Consider the following 14,894-nt stretch of genomic DNA (forward strand, 5'->3'; position numbering starts at 1 on the left):
CAACAGCGCAAGACCAATATCCTGGTGCGCCATCTCACGACCGCGGAAGCGCAAGGTGATCTTGGCCTTGTCGCCATCTTCCAGGAAGCGAATCAGGTTACGCATCTTGACGTTGTAGTCGCCATCATCAGTACCAGGCCGGAATTTGACTTCCTTGATCTGGATCTGCTTCTGCTTGGACTTGGCTTCCTGACGCTTTTTCGACAGCTCGTACTTGAACTTGCCGTAGTCCATCAACTTCACAACCGGCGGTTGGGCATTGGGAGAAATCTCTACCAAGTCCACATCCTGCTCTTCAGCAAGCACCAGCGCCTCGCGCAGACTCACAATACCGAGCTGCTCACCTTCATTACCTACCAGACGAATTTCGCGAGCAGTTATCTCGCCGTTAATCCGTGGTTCGCGTTCCTGAGCTATGGCCAAATCTCCTATACATTAATCTATCGTGCTGGTGCCGACTCAGGCTGCAGGCATTTCTGCCTTCAGCCGGTCGATAAACGCGGAAAGCGAGAGTTGCCCCAAGTCTTCACCACGTGCCCTTACGGCAACCAGTCCCTCTGCCTTTTCCTTGTCGCCGACAATAATCTGATACGGCAACTTCTGTAGGCTGTGTTCGCGGATTTTATAACCGATCTTCTCGTTTCTCAAGTCCAGATCGACGCGAAAGCCTTGTTTCTTCAATGTTTCGACAACTTCGGTCGCGTAATCGGCCTGCGCCTCGGTAATATTCATCACTACCATCTGTATCGGTGCCAACCACAACGGGAAAGCACCCGCATGGTTTTCGATCAGAATGCCGATAAAGCGCTCAAGCGAACCCAGAATGGCACGATGCAACATCACCGGACGCTTGCGACCATTTTCTTCGGTCACATACTCGGCATCCAGACGCTCAGGCAGCACAAAGTCGAGCTGCAAGGTGCCGCACTGCCAGGAGCGACCCAGCGCATCCTTGATATGGTATTCGATCTTGGGACCATAGAACGCGCCCTCACCCGGCAACTCTTCCCACGTCACACCACAGGCAGACAGGGCGTCGCGCAGGCCTTGCTCGGCCTTGTCCCAGACTTCGTCGGAACCGGCACGCTTTTCCGGACGCAAGGACAGCTTGATATCAACCTTATCGAAGCCGAAATGCTTGTACACCGCCATCGTTAGCTCATTGAACGCCTGTGCTTCGCTATTTACCTGTTCTTCGGTGCAGAAGATATGCGCATCATCCTGCACAAAACCACGCACACGCATCAGACCATGCAGCGCGCCGGACGGCTCATTACGGTGACAGGCACCAAACTCGGCCAGACGCAGCGGCAAATCGCGATAAGAACGCAAACCCTGATTGAACACCTGCACATGACCCGGGCAGTTCATCGGCTTCACCGCGTAATCGCGCTTTTCCGACTCGGTGGTAAACATATTGTCGCGATAGTTGTCCCAATGGCCGGATTTCTCCCACAGGGTACGATCCATCACCATAGGTGTGCGGATTTCCTGATAGCCGGCGGCGTCCAGGGTTTTACGCATGTACTGCTCAATGCTCTGCCACAGCGTCCAACCCTTGGGATGCCAGAACACCATACCCGGTGCCTCATCCTGCAAGTGAAAGAGGTCCAGCACCTTGCCCAGCTTGCGGTGGTCGCGCTTTTCCGCCTCTTCCAGCATATGCAGATAAGCCGCCAGATCTTCCTTCTTGGCCCAGGCGGTACCGTAAATACGCTGCAGCATCTCGTTCTTGCTGTCACCGCGCCAGTAAGCACCTGCCAGCTTCATCAACTTGAACACCTTGAGCTTGCCGGTGGACGGCACATGCGGGCCACGGCACAGGTCGGTAAAATCACCTTCCTTGTACAGCGACAGAACCTCGCCCTGCGGGATAGATTCGATAATCTCGGCCTTGTACGCCTCGCCAATACCCTTGAAGTAGGCAACCGCCTCGTCGCGGGTCAGCGTATAACGCTCGACCGGGATGTCCTGCTTGGCCAGCTCGGCCATTTTCTTTTCGATGGCGACCAGATCTTCCGGCGTAAACGGACGCTTGTAGCTGAAGTCGTAGTAAAAGCCGTTTTCGATCTCCGGCCCGATGGTGACTTGCGCATCCGGAAATAGCGTCTTGACGGCATAGGCCAGCAAGTGCGCGGTCGAGTGGCGGATCACCGCCAAGCCATCCGCATCCTTATCGGTAACAATCGCAAGATCCGCATCTTTTTCGATCAGGAAAGAGGTATCGACCAGCTCGCCATCTACACGCCCAGCCAGCGCGGCACGCGCAAGGCCGGTGCCGATGGATGCGGCAACTTCATGAACAGTAACGGCAACATCGAAAGAACGAACAGAACCGTCTGGCAGGCGGATATCAGGCATCGCAACTCCAACTTTAGATAAGGAAATGCGCCACAAGGCGTGCATGCATTGGAAAAAAGAATAAAAAAAAGCGCGGCCGAGCCGCGCTTTTTTCATGAAGCAACCCAAGGCTCGTCAAGGGATCGAGATCAAAGGGGAGTGGTTGTACTGGACATATCCACCTGAAGCTCCATGCGAATATTTTGGTAGGCGATACTGGAATCGAACCAGCGACCTCCACGATGTCAACGTGGCGCTCTAACCAGCTGAGCTAACCGCCTGTAAATCTGAGTCACGGATATTAATCATTCCGGCACCGTTTGGCAAGTATTTTATCCGGAAAACTTGAAAAGCCGGCTTTGCGCTATACTGGCGCGTTGATTTTGCACAAGATTTATTCTCATGCTCAAGTTTACCCTACACAAGACATCGGGCGGTGCCCGCCGCGGCACGCTGGAACTCAATCATGGCACGGTGGAAACGCCGGTATTCCAGCCGGTAGGCACCTACGGCTCGGTCAAGGCGATGAGCCCGCTGGAACTGAATGAAATCGGTGCCCAGATCATCCTGGGCAATACCTTCCACCTGTGGCTGCGCCCCGGCCTGGAGGTCATCGAATCATTTGGCGGCCTACATGGCTTCATGGGCTGGGACAAACCGATACTCACCGACTCCGGTGGTTTTCAGGTATTCAGCCTGGGCGCACTCAGAAAACTGACCGAAGAAGGCTGCACCTTCCAAAGCCCGGTCAACGGCGACAAGCTATTTTTGTCACCCGAGATCTCGATGAAGATACAGACGGTACTGAACTCAGACATCGTGATGCAACTGGATGAGTGCACCCCGGGCCAGGTCGACCATAAAACGGCAGAAAGCTCGATGCAGATGAGCTTGCGCTGGGCCGCACGTTCGCGTCAGGCTTTTGACGACCTAAACAATCCCAACGCGCTGTTCGGTATCGTGCAAGGCAACCTTTATACCGATTTGCGCCGCAAGTCGCTGGAAGGCCTGATGGAGATCGGCTTTGACGGCATCGCCATCGGCGGCCTATCGGTGGGCGAACCCAAGCCCGAGATGTACCGCATGCTGGAAGAAATGCGCGATATGTTGCCGGCAGAAAAACCACACTATCTGATGGGCGTAGGCACCCCGGAAGATCTGGTCCAGGGCGTCGCCAACGGTATCGATATGTTCGATTGCGTGATGCCGACCCGTAATGCGCGCAATGGCTGGATCTTCACCCGCTACGGCGACATCAAGATCAAGAATGCACGCCACAAACTGGACCACGCACCGCTGGACGCAGAATGCACCTGCTATGCCTGCAGCAATTTCAGCCGCGCCTATCTGCATCACCTGCACCGGACCGGCGAAATTCTGGGTGCGCGCCTAAATACCATCCACAACCTGCATTACTATCAGGAACTGATGCAGGAAATGCGCGATGCCATCGACGCCGACCGCTTCGAAGACTGGCGCGCCTCTTTCCATGAGCAACGGGCCCGCGGCACCTGAAATAACACGATAAATTAAGCGCAACGGAACCCGCCCACAGCAGGCGGGTCGGATAGCGCTTATGCCTATGGCGCGATCACGGTTGGAAAAGCGCCGTGTCGTCGTTACAATTGCCGGTCTATCCGTATTCCGGCCTGATACCACCAAGGGAGTTCTCAGATGTTTATTACCCCTGCTTACGCAGCAGATACCGCCATCGCCGGTTTCGATATCATGCAGTTCCTGCCGATGATCGTCATCTTCGTGCTGTTCTGGTTCCTGCTGGTACGCCCGCAACAGAAGCGCATGAAGGAACAGCAAAAGATGCTGTCCGAAATTTCCAAGGGCGACGAAGTCGTGACCCAGGGCGGCATGGTAGGCCGCGTGACCAAACTGGCGGACCAGTACCTGACACTGGAAATTACCAGCGGTGTGGAAATCACCATCCAGCGTGGCGCAGTCGCAGCCAAGCTGGAAAAAGGTACGATGAAGTCCCTGTAAACCCCAAGAGCAGGCCGCCACGTTGCGGCCTGCTTTTTGCCTAGTCTCCCCCCATGAATCGCTACCCGCTCTGGAAATACCTCGTCATCGCGGTGGCCCTGATCGTCTCGACGATCTATACGCTGCCCAACTTTTATGGCGAGACCCCGGCTGTACAGATCTCCAGCACACGCCAGTCGATGCCGATTGATACGGCCGTCATGGCGCGCGTCGAAGAAGCCCTCAAGAGTCACCAGATCAGCCCCGATGGCCTGTATCTGGACAATGGCAGCCTGAAGGTACGCTTCAAGGACCCCGACACGCAGATCAAGGCGCGCGACGTGATCCAGCAGGCGCTGGGTGACAACTACATCATTGCGCTCAATCTGCTGGCGGCCTCCCCGCAATGGCTGACTCAAATACATGCCAACCCGATGTTCCTCGGCCTCGACCTGCGCGGTGGCGTGCACTTCCTGCTGGAAGTGGACATGAAAGCGGCGCTCGACAAGACCATGGAGCGCTACGCCGGCGATATCCGCCGCGAGCTGAAAGACCAGAAGATCCGCTACGGCACGATCCGCCGCACCGGCAATACGCTGGATGTGCAACTTCGCGATGCCGAAACACTGGCCGCCGCAGAAAAAGCCATCATGCGCACCCTGCCCGGCCTGACACTGACGGCTGACGATGCCAGCTTCCGTCTGATACTGACGCTCAAGCCGGAAGAAATCACCCGTATCGAGTCCGACGCGGTCAAACAGAACATCACCACCTTGCACAACCGCGTCAACGAACTGGGTGTGGCTGAACCTGTGATCCAGCAAGCCGGCCCTAGCCGTATCGTGGTGCAGTTGCCGGGCGTACAGGACACCGCCAAGGCCAAGGATATTCTGGGCCGCACCGCCACCTTGCAGGTACGCATGGTGGAAGACGATGCCGTCAAGGTTAGCGAAGCATTGGCCGGCAACCCGCCAGCCGGTTACGAACTGCTGGACGAGCTGACTTCGCGCGGCCCGCAGAAGATACTGGTGAAGAAGGATGTCGAGCTGACCGGTGACAATATCAACGACGCCCAGCCGACCTTCGACGAAAACGGCGCACCTGCGGTCAGCATCAACCTGGACTCTACCGGCGCCGGCATTTTCCGCAGCGTCACCAAAGAAAACATCGGCCGGCGCATGGCGATGATTCTGGTAGAAAAAGGCAAGACCGAAGTCGTGACCGCACCGGTTATCCGTAGCGAAATCGGCGGTGGACGGGTGCAGATCTCCGGCTCGATGAACTCGGCCGAAGCCAACGACACCGCCCTCCTGCTGCGTGCAGGTTCGCTGGCTGCACCGATGCAGATCATCGAAGAGCGCACCGTCGGGCCTAGCCTGGGTAAGGAAAATATCGAGAAGGGCTTCAACTCCACGCTGTGGGGCTTTGCCGCCATCGCGGTATTCATGGTGATCTACTACCGTGTCTTCGGCGTAATCTCGGTGTTGTCGCTGGGGGTTAACGTGCTGATGCTGGTCGCCGTCCTGTCCATGCTGCAGGCGACACTGACCCTGCCGGGTATTGCCGCGATTGCGCTGACACTGGGTATGGCGATTGACGCCAACGTACTGATCAACGAGCGGGTACGCGAGGAGCTCAGAAACGGCATGCCGCCACACTCGGCCATTCAGGCCGGCTACGCCCATGCCTGGTCGACCATTCTCGACTCCAACGTCACCACCATGATCGCCGGCCTTGCGCTGCTGATCTTCGGTTCCGGCCCGGTACGCGGCTTTGCCGTCGTGCACTGTCTGGGCATCCTGACCTCCATTTTCTCGGCCGTACTGGTTTCACGCGGCTTTGTGAATCTGTGGTACGGACGCCAGCGCCGCCTGACTTCGATTTCGGTCGGTCAGATCTGGAAACCGGAAACCAAGTAAGGGGACATCATGGAGCTTTTCCGCATTAAACGGGACATCCCGTTCATGAGCTACGGCAAGCTCACCACCGCGATTTCGCTGGTGACCTTCATCCTTGCCGTGTTCTTTCTGTTCCACAAGGGGCTCAACCTCAGCGTCGAATTCACCGGCGGTACGGTCATGGAGGTGCAGTACGCGCAATCGGCCGACCTCAAGGACATCCGTCAGCGGGTGGACAGCCTGAAACTGGGCGAAGCACAGGTACAGAGCCTGGGCAGCAGCCGTGATGTACTGATCCGCCTGCCGGTGAAGAAAGACATCAGCTCGGCACAGCTATCCAATCAGGTGTTAAGCACGCTCAAGGCCGGCGATGCACAAGTCGAACTGCGCAAGGTCGAGTTTGTCGGCCCATCGGTAGGTGCAGAGCTAGTTTCCAACGGTTTGATCGCGCTGGCCATGGTGTGCCTGGGCATCATCGCCTACCTCGCACTGCGCTTTGAATGGCGCTTTGCGGTGTCGGCCATCATTGCCAACATGCACGACGTGGTAATCATCCTCGGCTGCTTTGCCTTCTTCCAGTGGGAATTCTCGCTGACGGTACTGGCCGGTGTACTGGCGGTACTGGGTTACTCGGTCAACGAGTCGGTGGTGGTATTCGACCGTATCCGCGAAAACTTCCGCAAACCGGGCATGCGCAACAGGAGCACGGCTGAAGTCATCGACAATGCCATCACTTCGACCATGAGCCGTACCATCATTACCCATGGCTCGACCGAGACCATGGTGCTGTCCATGCTGCTGTTCGGCGGCCCTGCGCTACACGGCTTTGCCATGGCGCTGACCATCGGCATCGTGTTCGGCATCTACTCCTCTGTGCTGGTGGCCAGCCCCTTGGCACTCTGGCTGGGCATCAGGCGCGAGCATATGATCAAGCCACCCAAGCAAAAGCAGGAAGCGGTGGTCTGACCCACCCGATAGCAAACGAGGGCCGGCCTAGCCGGCCCTTTTTCACCCCTATGCTTGCCGGAAGCCTTGGCTTCTGGCCGAGCCTTGCGGCAAGCAAACCGGAAAGCCCCTTATGGAACTGATTCAATTCGTTATCGACTTTATCCTGCATATTGATGTGCATCTGGCTGAACTGGCCGCCGCCTACGGGCCGTGGATCTACGCCATTTTATTTTTGATCGTGTTTTGCGAAACCGGGCTGGTGGTCACGCCGTTTTTGCCGGGCGACTCGCTCCTGTTCGTGGCCGGCGCACTGGCGGCAATGGGGGAGATGAATATCCACGCCATGGTCGCGCTATTGATCTTCGCTGCCATACTGGGCGACGGCGTCAACTATGCCATCGGCCGCTATTTCGGCGAGAAACTGGCGGCACGCTACCCCAAGCTGATCCGCCCCGAGTATCTGGCCAAGACCCATGTCTTCTATGAAAAGCATGGCGGCAAGACCATTATCCTCGCCCGCTTCGTCCCCATCGTGCGCACCTTCGCCCCGTTTGTCGCCGGCATCGGCAAAATGGGCTACCGCCATTTCGCCTTTTACAATGTCACGGGCGCGATACTGTGGGTGACCAGCTTCGGCTACGCCGGCTACTTCTTCGGCAATATGCCCATCGTTAAAAAGAACCTGACGCTATTGATATTCGGCATCATCTTCGTGTCCATCCTGCCCGGCCTGATCGAGTTCTGGCGCCACAAGCGCGCCGCCAACAAGCGGGCAGCACAATGAAACGCATCCACAAGCTCTCCGACCATCTGGTGAACCAGATCGCGGCAGGCGAAGTCGTTGAACGCCCGGCATCAGCCTTGAAGGAAATGCTGGAAAACAGCCTGGACGCAGGCGCAAACAAAATCAGTGTCGATCTGGCGCAAGGCGGCATCAAGCTGATCCGTGTCAGCGACAACGGCTCGGGCATCGATGCCGACGATCTGGCGCTGGCGCTGGATAGACACGCCACCAGCAAGATTGCGTCGCTGGACGATCTGGAACAGGTGGCGACGCTGGGTTTTCGCGGCGAGGGCCTCGCCAGCGTCGCCTCGGTGTCGCGCCTGACGCTCACCAGCCGGCCGCAAGGCAGTGCCCACGCCCATCAGATTATGGCCATCGACGGCACGCTGCATCCGGTCGAGCCGGCAGCGCACGCCGAAGGCACTAGCGTAGAGATGGTCGATCTCTATTTCAACACCCCGGCACGGCGCAAATTCCTCAAGAGCGAAGCGACCGAATACGCGCACTGCGCCGCGACTTTCGAGCGCATCGCACTGGCGCATAGTGGTGTGGAAATGATGTTGCGCCACAATGGCAAAGTAGTCAGCCGTTTGCCGGCACAAAGTCTGGCCGACCGCGTGGCGGCGATTCTGGGGCGCGACTTTGTCGATGCATCGCTAATCATCGATACCGCCGCGGCCGGCCTCAGCCTGCGCGGACTGGTGGCTTCTCCCACTTTTTCCAAGGCCAGTCGCGACGCGCAATATTTCTACGTTAACGGCCGCTTCGTGCGCGACAAAACAGCGCAGCATGCGTTGCGCCAGGCTTATCGCGACGTATTGCACCACGATCGCCACCCGGCCTATGCGCTGTTTTTCACGCTCGAGCCGGCCGGTGTCGACGTCAATGTGCACCCGACCAAGATCGAGGTACGCTTTCGCGAAAGCCAGGCCATCCACCAGTTTTTGTTTCACAGCGTGCACAAGGCGCTAGCCGCCAGCGCAGGCAATCACGCCACCGCCGCCGCACCGGGCGCCAGCACTGAAGCCAGTGCACACGATCCAGCTGCGACCAGCAGCAAGGCCGCTGCTGTCAGTGCAAGCACAGATAGTCGCCCCGCCAGCGGCCAGCTATTTGCCGACGCGCGCAACGAGACCCCAGCACGCAGCGCCACCCCGTTTGCGCCGCGCTTCGAACAGCAGCGCATTCCCTTGTCGGTGGCGCGCGAGGCAGTCGGCGTCTACGACAAGCTGTTTACCGGCATGCGCGAACAGGAACAGCGCGCGCCCTCAACTGCCCCACTGTCGCCGGCCATGCCTTTCCCTGCCCGGCCAATGGCCGACGCCGACGATATTCCACCGCTGGGCTTTGCGCTGGCCCAACTGCATGGCGTGTATATTCTGGCGCAGGCACTGGATGGACTGGTGCTGGTCGATATGCATGCGGCACACGAGCGCATCGTGTATGAGCGGCTGAAAAATGCACTGGAAACCGACATCATTCCGATGCAGCCCTTGCTGCTGCCGGTATCTTTCGGCGCGGACCGCTTCGAAGTGGCTTGTGCGCATGAGCACGGCGAGGCCATGCTTAAACTGGGGATAGAACTGGCTCCGCTGTCCCCGACCCAGATCGCCATCCGTGGCGTGCCTATCTGGCTGAAAGATGGAGACCCGGTAGAGCTGGCACGGGCGGTATTGAAGGATGTACGCGAACACGGCATGAGCGCAGTGCTCACCGAGCGGCGCAACGAACTACTGGCGTCCATGGCCTGCCATGGCGCAGTACGCGCCAACCGCCAGCTCACGCTGACCGAAATGAATGCCCTGTTGCGCGATATGGAAGCGACCGAACGCTCAGGCCAGTGCAACCACGGGCGACCGACCTGGACGCGCCTGACCATGCGCGATCTGGACAAACTGTTTATGCGCGGACAGTAAGCACCTCCCCCAGCAACGCTTCCAGACTCGCCAGTCCTTCCTGCCATTGATAATGACCGGAGGCGACATTGATATGGCCGGCATCATCCAGCCACTGAATCGGCACGTTCCAGTGGCTGGCCATCTCTTGTGCCCGGGCTGCAGGACAGAAGGGATCGTTGCGACTGGCAACGACCCGTGCCGGAAACGGCAGTTCTGCCAAGGGTGCAGGTGCAAAGTTCTGCAAGGGTGCAGGCGCATCGGCACGCTCGACATCGGCTGGCGCCACCAGCAAGGCAGCGGCAATGGCCTGCGGATAAAGCTGTGCATAGTGCGCCACCGTAATGCAGCCCAGACTATGCGCGATCACCACGACCGGCTTACGCGCCTTGGCGATCGCCTGATGCAGGCCGCTCAGCCAGTCGCTGCGTAGCGGCAGTGCCCAGTCGCGATTGCATACGCGCTGCGCGCCCAATAGCTGCTGCCAATGGCTTTGCCAGTGTTCGGGCGCGGAATCGTTCCAGCCCGGCTGGATCAGAAAGTCGAATGCTTCGGAAAATGGCGGCATGGTGACACCTGCAATGGCGAATATGGATAGCTAATCATTCCACGCCATCTTTATTTCCATAAGGTATATTTAGTCAGTTATAAATTCCATAAAGGCATATGCAGGTACTTTTCTCCTGCCGCCTTGACGCTTTGCCGCTCCTTAGCGCACAAAAAAATCCCTGCCATGGCAGGGATTCCGTCGTACCTGAATTCAATCGTTCCAGTGTTTGCGGTGTTTCTTGCGCTTTTTGCCATGATAGTGGCCATGACCGCTGTAACTATTTTTCTTGGTCGTTAACGCTACACCGGTTCCGGCGCCCAGCGCACCACCGATAATCGCGCCTTCACGCCCGCCGACCGCATTCCCGACCACGGCACCGGCCGCACCACCCAAGGCACCGCCAAGAATTACATCTGTATTCGATGCTGCCAGTGCCCCGCCTGCCGGCAAGGCCAGTGCGGCAGCGATGATCCATGCTGCGATTTTCATCATTTATCCCTGAATGCCTGCTTTTAATGCGTGCATTGTAAAGGCAAGCCATCGACAGCACGCGGCGCAATTGTTACCAATTGTTGCCCGCTTAACACTTACTTCAAGTGCGTGGCAGCGTCACGCCAACCTGGCCCTGATATTTGCCGCCCCTGTCCTTGTACGACACATCGCATACTTCATCGGACTCGAAGAACAGTACCTGTGCCACGCCCTCGTGAGCGTAGATTTTGGCAGGCAATGGTGTGGTATTGGAGAACTCCAGCGTCACATAGCCCTCCCACTCCGGCTCGAACGGGGTGACATTGACGATAATGCCGCAACGCGCATAAGTGGATTTGCCCAGACAAACAGTCAGCACTTCGCGCGGAATGCGGAAATACTCGACGGTGCGCGCCAGCGCAAAGCTATTGGGCGGGATGATGCAGTAGCCCTTGCCCGACACCTCGACAAACGACTCGGGGTCGAAATTTTTCGGGTCGACAATGGTGCTGTTGATATTGGTGAACACCTTGAACTCGTCGGCACAGCGAATATCGTAGCCATAGCTTGAAGTGCCGAAGGAAATCACCTTCTGGCCATTGACGACCTTGACCTGATCATGCTCGAACGGTTCTATCATGCCGCGCTCGGCAGCCATGCGCCGTATCCACTTGTCGGACTTGATGCTCATTTTGTTTCTCTCGGCAAAAATACTGTAGCGGGCGATTTTAACCTAAAAGACCGCGCTATTGCGCAAGCCTGCAACTGCACAGCAAGGCTGTGCTCCACACGATCAAGACATGCATAGGCTAAACAATAGCCTCAAAAGCTTGAGCGAGATCATTGACATAGCCATTTCAGCAGCATAAGGTTGAGAACAATTATCAATAATAATTGTCCGCACAATGACTCTAGACAGATTGCGTGCCGGTGCACACGGCATGGTTACCCGGCTAAATCTGGATGCCGATACGACACACCGTGTCATGGCCTTCGGACTGATTCCGGGACAGGTATTTCACCTTACGCGCCGAGCGGCATTTGGCGGGCCTTTGCTGCTGGAAGTCGGCACCACCCGCTTCTTGCTGCGCGGCAAACTGGCACGCCAGATCGAAGTCACCAGCATCGCATGAAGCGTTTTGCCCTCATCGGCCTGCCCAACACCGGCAAATCGTCCATCTTCAACCAGCTGACCGGATTATCGCAACGCGTGGGCAACTGGCCCGGACTGACAGTTGAGCTGGCTCACGCCAAGCTGCTTTTGGGCGGTCAGATGGTTGAGTTACTCGATCTGCCCGGCATTCACGACCTGTCCGGCTATACCGATGACGAGGCGGTAGTACGTGATGCTTTGTCCGCTACGGCCTTCGATGCACAAGTGATCGTCCTGAACGCCGCGCAACTGGATCGGCAATTAACACTGGCCATTCAGGCGCTGGCGACCGGCATCCCCGGCCTGATCGTCCTGAATATGGCCGACGAGGCCGAACTTCTGGGCATCGATATCGATACCACTGCCCTGGCAGACAAGCTGGGCGCGCCGGTCGTACTGGTTTCAGCCAAGCGCATGCAAGGCTGGCCGCGACTCAAGCAAGCCCTGAACAGTCTGGCAGACCACGCCCAGCCGGCAATGCCCGCCAGACTGGATGCCATCCCCGACACCAGCACGGCGCTGGCACTCAGCCGCCAGGCACTCTCGGGCGCATGGCATCTCCCGCCTACCCTGCCTATCCGTTTAAGCCACAAGCTGGACCATTACCTGATGCATCCGCTGATGGGGCTGCTACTGTTTGTCGCCATCATGGCGCTGGTATTCAACGGCACCTATCTGATAGGTGGCCCGCTACAGGACGGACTGGGCAGCGCACTGGCATGGATAAGGGATAACTGGCTGGCAAACTGGCTGGGCCCGCTTCCCGTTTGGCTGCAAAGCCTGCTACTGGATGGCGTGTGGCAAGGCGTCAGTACCGTGCTGACTTTCGCGCCCATCCTGTTTGTCTTCTTTACCCTGATGGCACTAGTGGAAGACAGCGGTTATCTCGCGCGCGCCGCCTATCTGACCGATGCCCTGATGTCGCGCCTGGGGCTGGACGGGCGCGGTTTCGTCATGCAACTGATGGGCTTTGGCTGCAATGTGCCGGCCATCATGGGTACCCGTGTGATGCGCGAAAAAAAGCAGCGCCTGCTGTCCATGCTGATCATTCCGTTTTCGCTCTGTTCGGCACGACTGCAGGTCGTCGTTTTTTTTGCGACCACCCTGTTCTCACCCGCTGTTGCCCCATGGGTGTTGATGGCTTTTTACGCGGTCAGTCTGGCGGTCGCGATGCTGACCGCACTGCTGTTCAAGCATCGCTACTGCGCCAGCGAAGCTTATCTGATGGAAGTACCACCTTATCGCCTGCCCGGCCTCAAGCATGTACTCACCCGCGCCTATGGCGAAGTACGTGCCTTTTTCGAGCTGGCATCGCGCTTTATCCTGATCGGGGTGGTACTGGTCTGGGTCATGACCCATGTCCATCTTGGCAGCCACACGCTGGCCGACTCTCTGGGCAGCCTGCTGGCACCGGTACTCGACCCTATCGGCATCCGCCATGAGCTGGCCATTGCGCTCTTGTTCGGCTTTGTTGCCAAAGAGATTCTGCTGGGCAGCCTGGCGGTGATCTACGGCGTCAGCGATGCCGGCCTTGCCGGTGCCGTGCTGCAGCAACTGGACTGGGTATCGGCCATGAGTTTCGTGCTGTTCACACTAGTCTATGTGCCCTGCCTGTCGACCGTCGCCGCCATCCGCCGCGAGTCGCAAAGCCTGTCCTTCACCCTGCTTTCGGTAGCCTGGTCGGTCGGCCTCGCCTGGGTCTTGTGTTTTGCCTTCTATCAGGTCGCCAGCCGTCTGGTTTAAGCACAGCCGCGAGCAGCGGCTTGCCCGCTGAACCTCGCGGCCTTACACTAGCCGCCGCCGCAGGTTCTTGATCCGCCGCTACGGTGGGTCCCCCTCCCTCTTTGCTTTTCCCCGATAGTGCTCATGCCATTTATTGCTTTGGGTCTTGTACCCGATCTCGCCCGCGCCGCCGGCGAAAAAAACTATAGCCAGCCCACCCCCATCCAGCAGGCGGCGATTCCGGCCATACTGCAAGGCCGCGACTTGCTGGGCGCGGCCCCCACCGGCTCGGGTAAAACAGCTGCTTTTGTCCTGCCGCTATTGCAGGCTTTCAGCCAGTGCCGCCACGAGATGCCGCGCAAAACGCAGGCTCTGATCCTGCTGCCAACCCGCGAGCTGGCGACCCAGGTCGCCGACAGTCTGTGCTTTTTTGCGCGCCACCTGCCGCAAGCCCCCAAGATCATTACCCTGCTTGGCGGGGTGGCCATCAATCCGCAACTGATGGTGCTGCGTGGCGGTGCCGATATCGTAGTGGCGACACCGGGACGCCTGCTCGATGTTGTGGAACACAATGGCCTCAGGCTGAACCACATTAAAACCCTGGTTCTGGATGAGGCCGACCGCCTGCTGGATCTGGGCTTTGGCGATGAAATCGGCCGCATCCTCGCGCTCTTGCCCATCAAGCGGCAAAACCTGCTGTTCTCGGCCACCTTCCCCGCCGAGGTCAGGGCGCTGACCGACAAGCTGCTGCAACATCCGGTACAGATTGATGTCCCGGCCAGCACACAGGCTGCCCGCCCTGCCATCACCCAGCGCGCCATTGAAGTCGATACCACGCGCCGGACCGCCTTGCTGCGCCAGTTGATAGCCAGCCATGCCTGGCAACGGGTGCTGGTATTTGTGTCCAGCCAGCATGGCACCCGCCATCTGGCCGATAAACTGCTAAAAGCGGGGCTGAAGGCCGAAGCCTTTCATGGCGAACTGAGTCAGGGCCGACGCACACGGGTGCTGGGCGAATTTCAGGATGGGGCACTGCAGGTTTTGGTGGCTACCGATGTGGCGGCACGCGGGCTGGATATTGCCGGACTCGACGCCGTCGTCAATTACGACCTGCCACGCGCCAGCGATGACTATATCCACCGCATCGGGCGCACCGGAC

14 protein-coding genes and 1 tRNA gene are annotated in these 14,894 nt (G+C 58.2%); 9 read left to right on the plus strand and 6 right to left on the minus strand.

What is annotated here, in order from left to right:
- From infC to ACRC1E_RS01755, 3 genes are all read right to left on the minus strand, one after another.
- Positions 1 to 423: translation initiation factor IF-3 (infC, locus tag ACRC1E_RS01745; RefSeq protein WP_438513385.1), on the minus strand; the 423-nt coding region annotated here is incomplete at its 3' end.
- A 36-nt stretch (positions 424 to 459) separates the two neighbouring features.
- The gene (gene thrS / locus ACRC1E_RS01750; RefSeq protein WP_438513386.1) at positions 460 to 2,361 is read right to left on the minus strand and encodes a threonine--tRNA ligase; all 1,902 of its coding nucleotides are present in this window, start codon (positions 2,359 to 2,361) and stop codon (positions 460 to 462) included.
- A gap of 183 nt (positions 2,362 to 2,544) precedes the next feature.
- Positions 2,545 to 2,621 (minus strand) — tRNA-Val (locus tag ACRC1E_RS01755).
- A 121-nt stretch (positions 2,622 to 2,742) separates the two neighbouring features.
- Here ACRC1E_RS01755 and tgt point away from each other — a divergent pair.
- The 6 genes from tgt (at position 2,743) to mutL (ending at position 9,860) form a co-directional block, all read left to right on the plus strand.
- Entirely contained in the window at positions 2,743 to 3,855 is a 1,113-nt protein-coding gene (tgt, locus tag ACRC1E_RS01760) for a tRNA guanosine(34) transglycosylase Tgt (RefSeq protein WP_438513387.1), read from the plus strand.
- A 159-nt stretch (positions 3,856 to 4,014) separates the two neighbouring features.
- Entirely contained in the window at positions 4,015 to 4,335 is a 321-nt protein-coding gene (yajC, locus tag ACRC1E_RS01765) for a preprotein translocase subunit YajC (RefSeq protein WP_438513388.1), read from the plus strand.
- Between the two features lie 53 nt (positions 4,336 to 4,388).
- The gene (gene secD / locus ACRC1E_RS01770) at positions 4,389 to 6,233 is read left to right on the plus strand and encodes a protein translocase subunit SecD (RefSeq protein WP_438513389.1); all 1,845 of its coding nucleotides are present in this window, start codon (positions 4,389 to 4,391) and stop codon (positions 6,231 to 6,233) included.
- Positions 6,234 to 6,242: 9 nt separating this feature from the next.
- Entirely contained in the window at positions 6,243 to 7,178 is a 936-nt protein-coding gene (gene secF / locus ACRC1E_RS01775) for a protein translocase subunit SecF (RefSeq protein ID WP_438513390.1), read from the plus strand.
- A gap of 118 nt (positions 7,179 to 7,296) precedes the next feature.
- Complete coding sequence (locus tag ACRC1E_RS01780; protein WP_438513398.1) at positions 7,297 to 7,944, plus strand: DedA family protein; 648 nt, start codon at positions 7,297 to 7,299, stop codon at positions 7,942 to 7,944.
- Positions 7,941 to 9,860, plus strand: a complete 1,920-nt coding sequence (mutL, locus tag ACRC1E_RS01785) for a DNA mismatch repair endonuclease MutL (RefSeq protein ID WP_438513391.1) — start codon at positions 7,941 to 7,943, stop codon at positions 9,858 to 9,860. The genes ACRC1E_RS01780 and mutL overlap by 4 nt, the downstream gene beginning before the upstream one ends.
- Here the strand turns inward: mutL and ACRC1E_RS01790 are convergent.
- The 3 genes from ACRC1E_RS01790 to dcd all read right to left on the minus strand — a co-directional run bounded on the left by ACRC1E_RS01790 (position 9,844) and on the right by dcd (position 11,551).
- Complete coding sequence (locus tag ACRC1E_RS01790; RefSeq protein ID WP_438513392.1) at positions 9,844 to 10,407, minus strand: RBBP9/YdeN family alpha/beta hydrolase; 564 nt, start codon at positions 10,405 to 10,407, stop codon at positions 9,844 to 9,846. The genes mutL and ACRC1E_RS01790 overlap by 17 nt on opposite strands.
- 192 nt (positions 10,408 to 10,599) lie before the next feature.
- Positions 10,600 to 10,878 carry a hypothetical protein gene (locus ACRC1E_RS01795; RefSeq protein ID WP_438513393.1) on the minus strand — a complete coding sequence of 93 codons (279 nt, stop codon included), beginning with the start codon at positions 10,876 to 10,878 and terminating at the stop codon, positions 10,600 to 10,602.
- A gap of 103 nt (positions 10,879 to 10,981) precedes the next feature.
- A complete protein-coding gene (gene dcd / locus ACRC1E_RS01800; protein WP_438513394.1) occupies positions 10,982 to 11,551 on the minus strand; it encodes a dCTP deaminase in 570 nt (189 codons plus the stop codon).
- Positions 11,552 to 11,765: 214 nt separating this feature from the next.
- On the opposite strand from dcd, the gene ACRC1E_RS01805 reads away from it, so the two are divergent.
- The 3 genes from ACRC1E_RS01805 to ACRC1E_RS01815 form a co-directional block, all read left to right on the plus strand.
- On the plus strand, positions 11,766 to 11,993 hold the full coding sequence (locus tag ACRC1E_RS01805; RefSeq protein ID WP_438513395.1) for a FeoA family protein: 228 nt from the start codon (positions 11,766 to 11,768) through the stop codon (positions 11,991 to 11,993).
- Positions 11,990 to 13,756: a ferrous iron transport protein B gene (gene feoB, locus ACRC1E_RS01810; protein WP_438513396.1), complete on the plus strand. Its 1,767-nt coding sequence runs from the start codon at positions 11,990 to 11,992 to the stop codon at positions 13,754 to 13,756. The genes ACRC1E_RS01805 and feoB overlap by 4 nt, the downstream gene beginning before the upstream one ends.
- A gap of 123 nt (positions 13,757 to 13,879) precedes the next feature.
- The coding region (locus tag ACRC1E_RS01815) for a DEAD/DEAH box helicase (RefSeq protein ID WP_438513397.1) at positions 13,880 to 14,894 on the plus strand (1,015 nt) is incomplete at its 3' end.

The sequence above is a fragment of the Craterilacuibacter sp. genome, from assembly GCF_051659485.1.
Taxonomy (GTDB): Bacteria; Pseudomonadota; Gammaproteobacteria; order Burkholderiales; family Chromobacteriaceae; genus Craterilacuibacter.

Excerpts from the sequence above, each read along its gene's own strand:
- yajC (WP_438513388.1), top strand. The coding sequence starts at position 4,015 with ATGTTTATTACCCCTGCTTACGCAGCAGATACCGCCATCGCCGGTTTC.
- secF (WP_438513390.1), top strand. The coding sequence starts at position 6,243 with ATGGAGCTTTTCCGCATTAAACGGGACATCCCGTTCATGAGCTACGGC.
- feoB (WP_438513396.1), top strand. The coding sequence starts at position 11,990 with ATGAAGCGTTTTGCCCTCATCGGCCTGCCCAACACCGGCAAATCGTCC.
- dcd (WP_438513394.1), bottom strand. The coding sequence starts at position 11,551 with ATGAGCATCAAGTCCGACAAGTGGATACGGCGCATGGCTGCCGAGCGC.
- ACRC1E_RS01805 (WP_438513395.1), top strand. The coding sequence starts at position 11,766 with ATGACTCTAGACAGATTGCGTGCCGGTGCACACGGCATGGTTACCCGG.
- secD (WP_438513389.1), top strand. The coding sequence starts at position 4,389 with ATGAATCGCTACCCGCTCTGGAAATACCTCGTCATCGCGGTGGCCCTG.
- ACRC1E_RS01790 (WP_438513392.1), bottom strand. The coding sequence starts at position 10,407 with ATGCCGCCATTTTCCGAAGCATTCGACTTTCTGATCCAGCCGGGCTGG.
- mutL (WP_438513391.1), top strand. The coding sequence starts at position 7,941 with ATGAAACGCATCCACAAGCTCTCCGACCATCTGGTGAACCAGATCGCG.
- ACRC1E_RS01795 (WP_438513393.1), bottom strand. The coding sequence starts at position 10,878 with ATGAAAATCGCAGCATGGATCATCGCTGCCGCACTGGCCTTGCCGGCA.
- thrS (WP_438513386.1), bottom strand. The coding sequence starts at position 2,361 with ATGCCTGATATCCGCCTGCCAGACGGTTCTGTTCGTTCTTTCGATGTT.
- tgt (WP_438513387.1), top strand. The coding sequence starts at position 2,743 with ATGCTCAAGTTTACCCTACACAAGACATCGGGCGGTGCCCGCCGCGGC.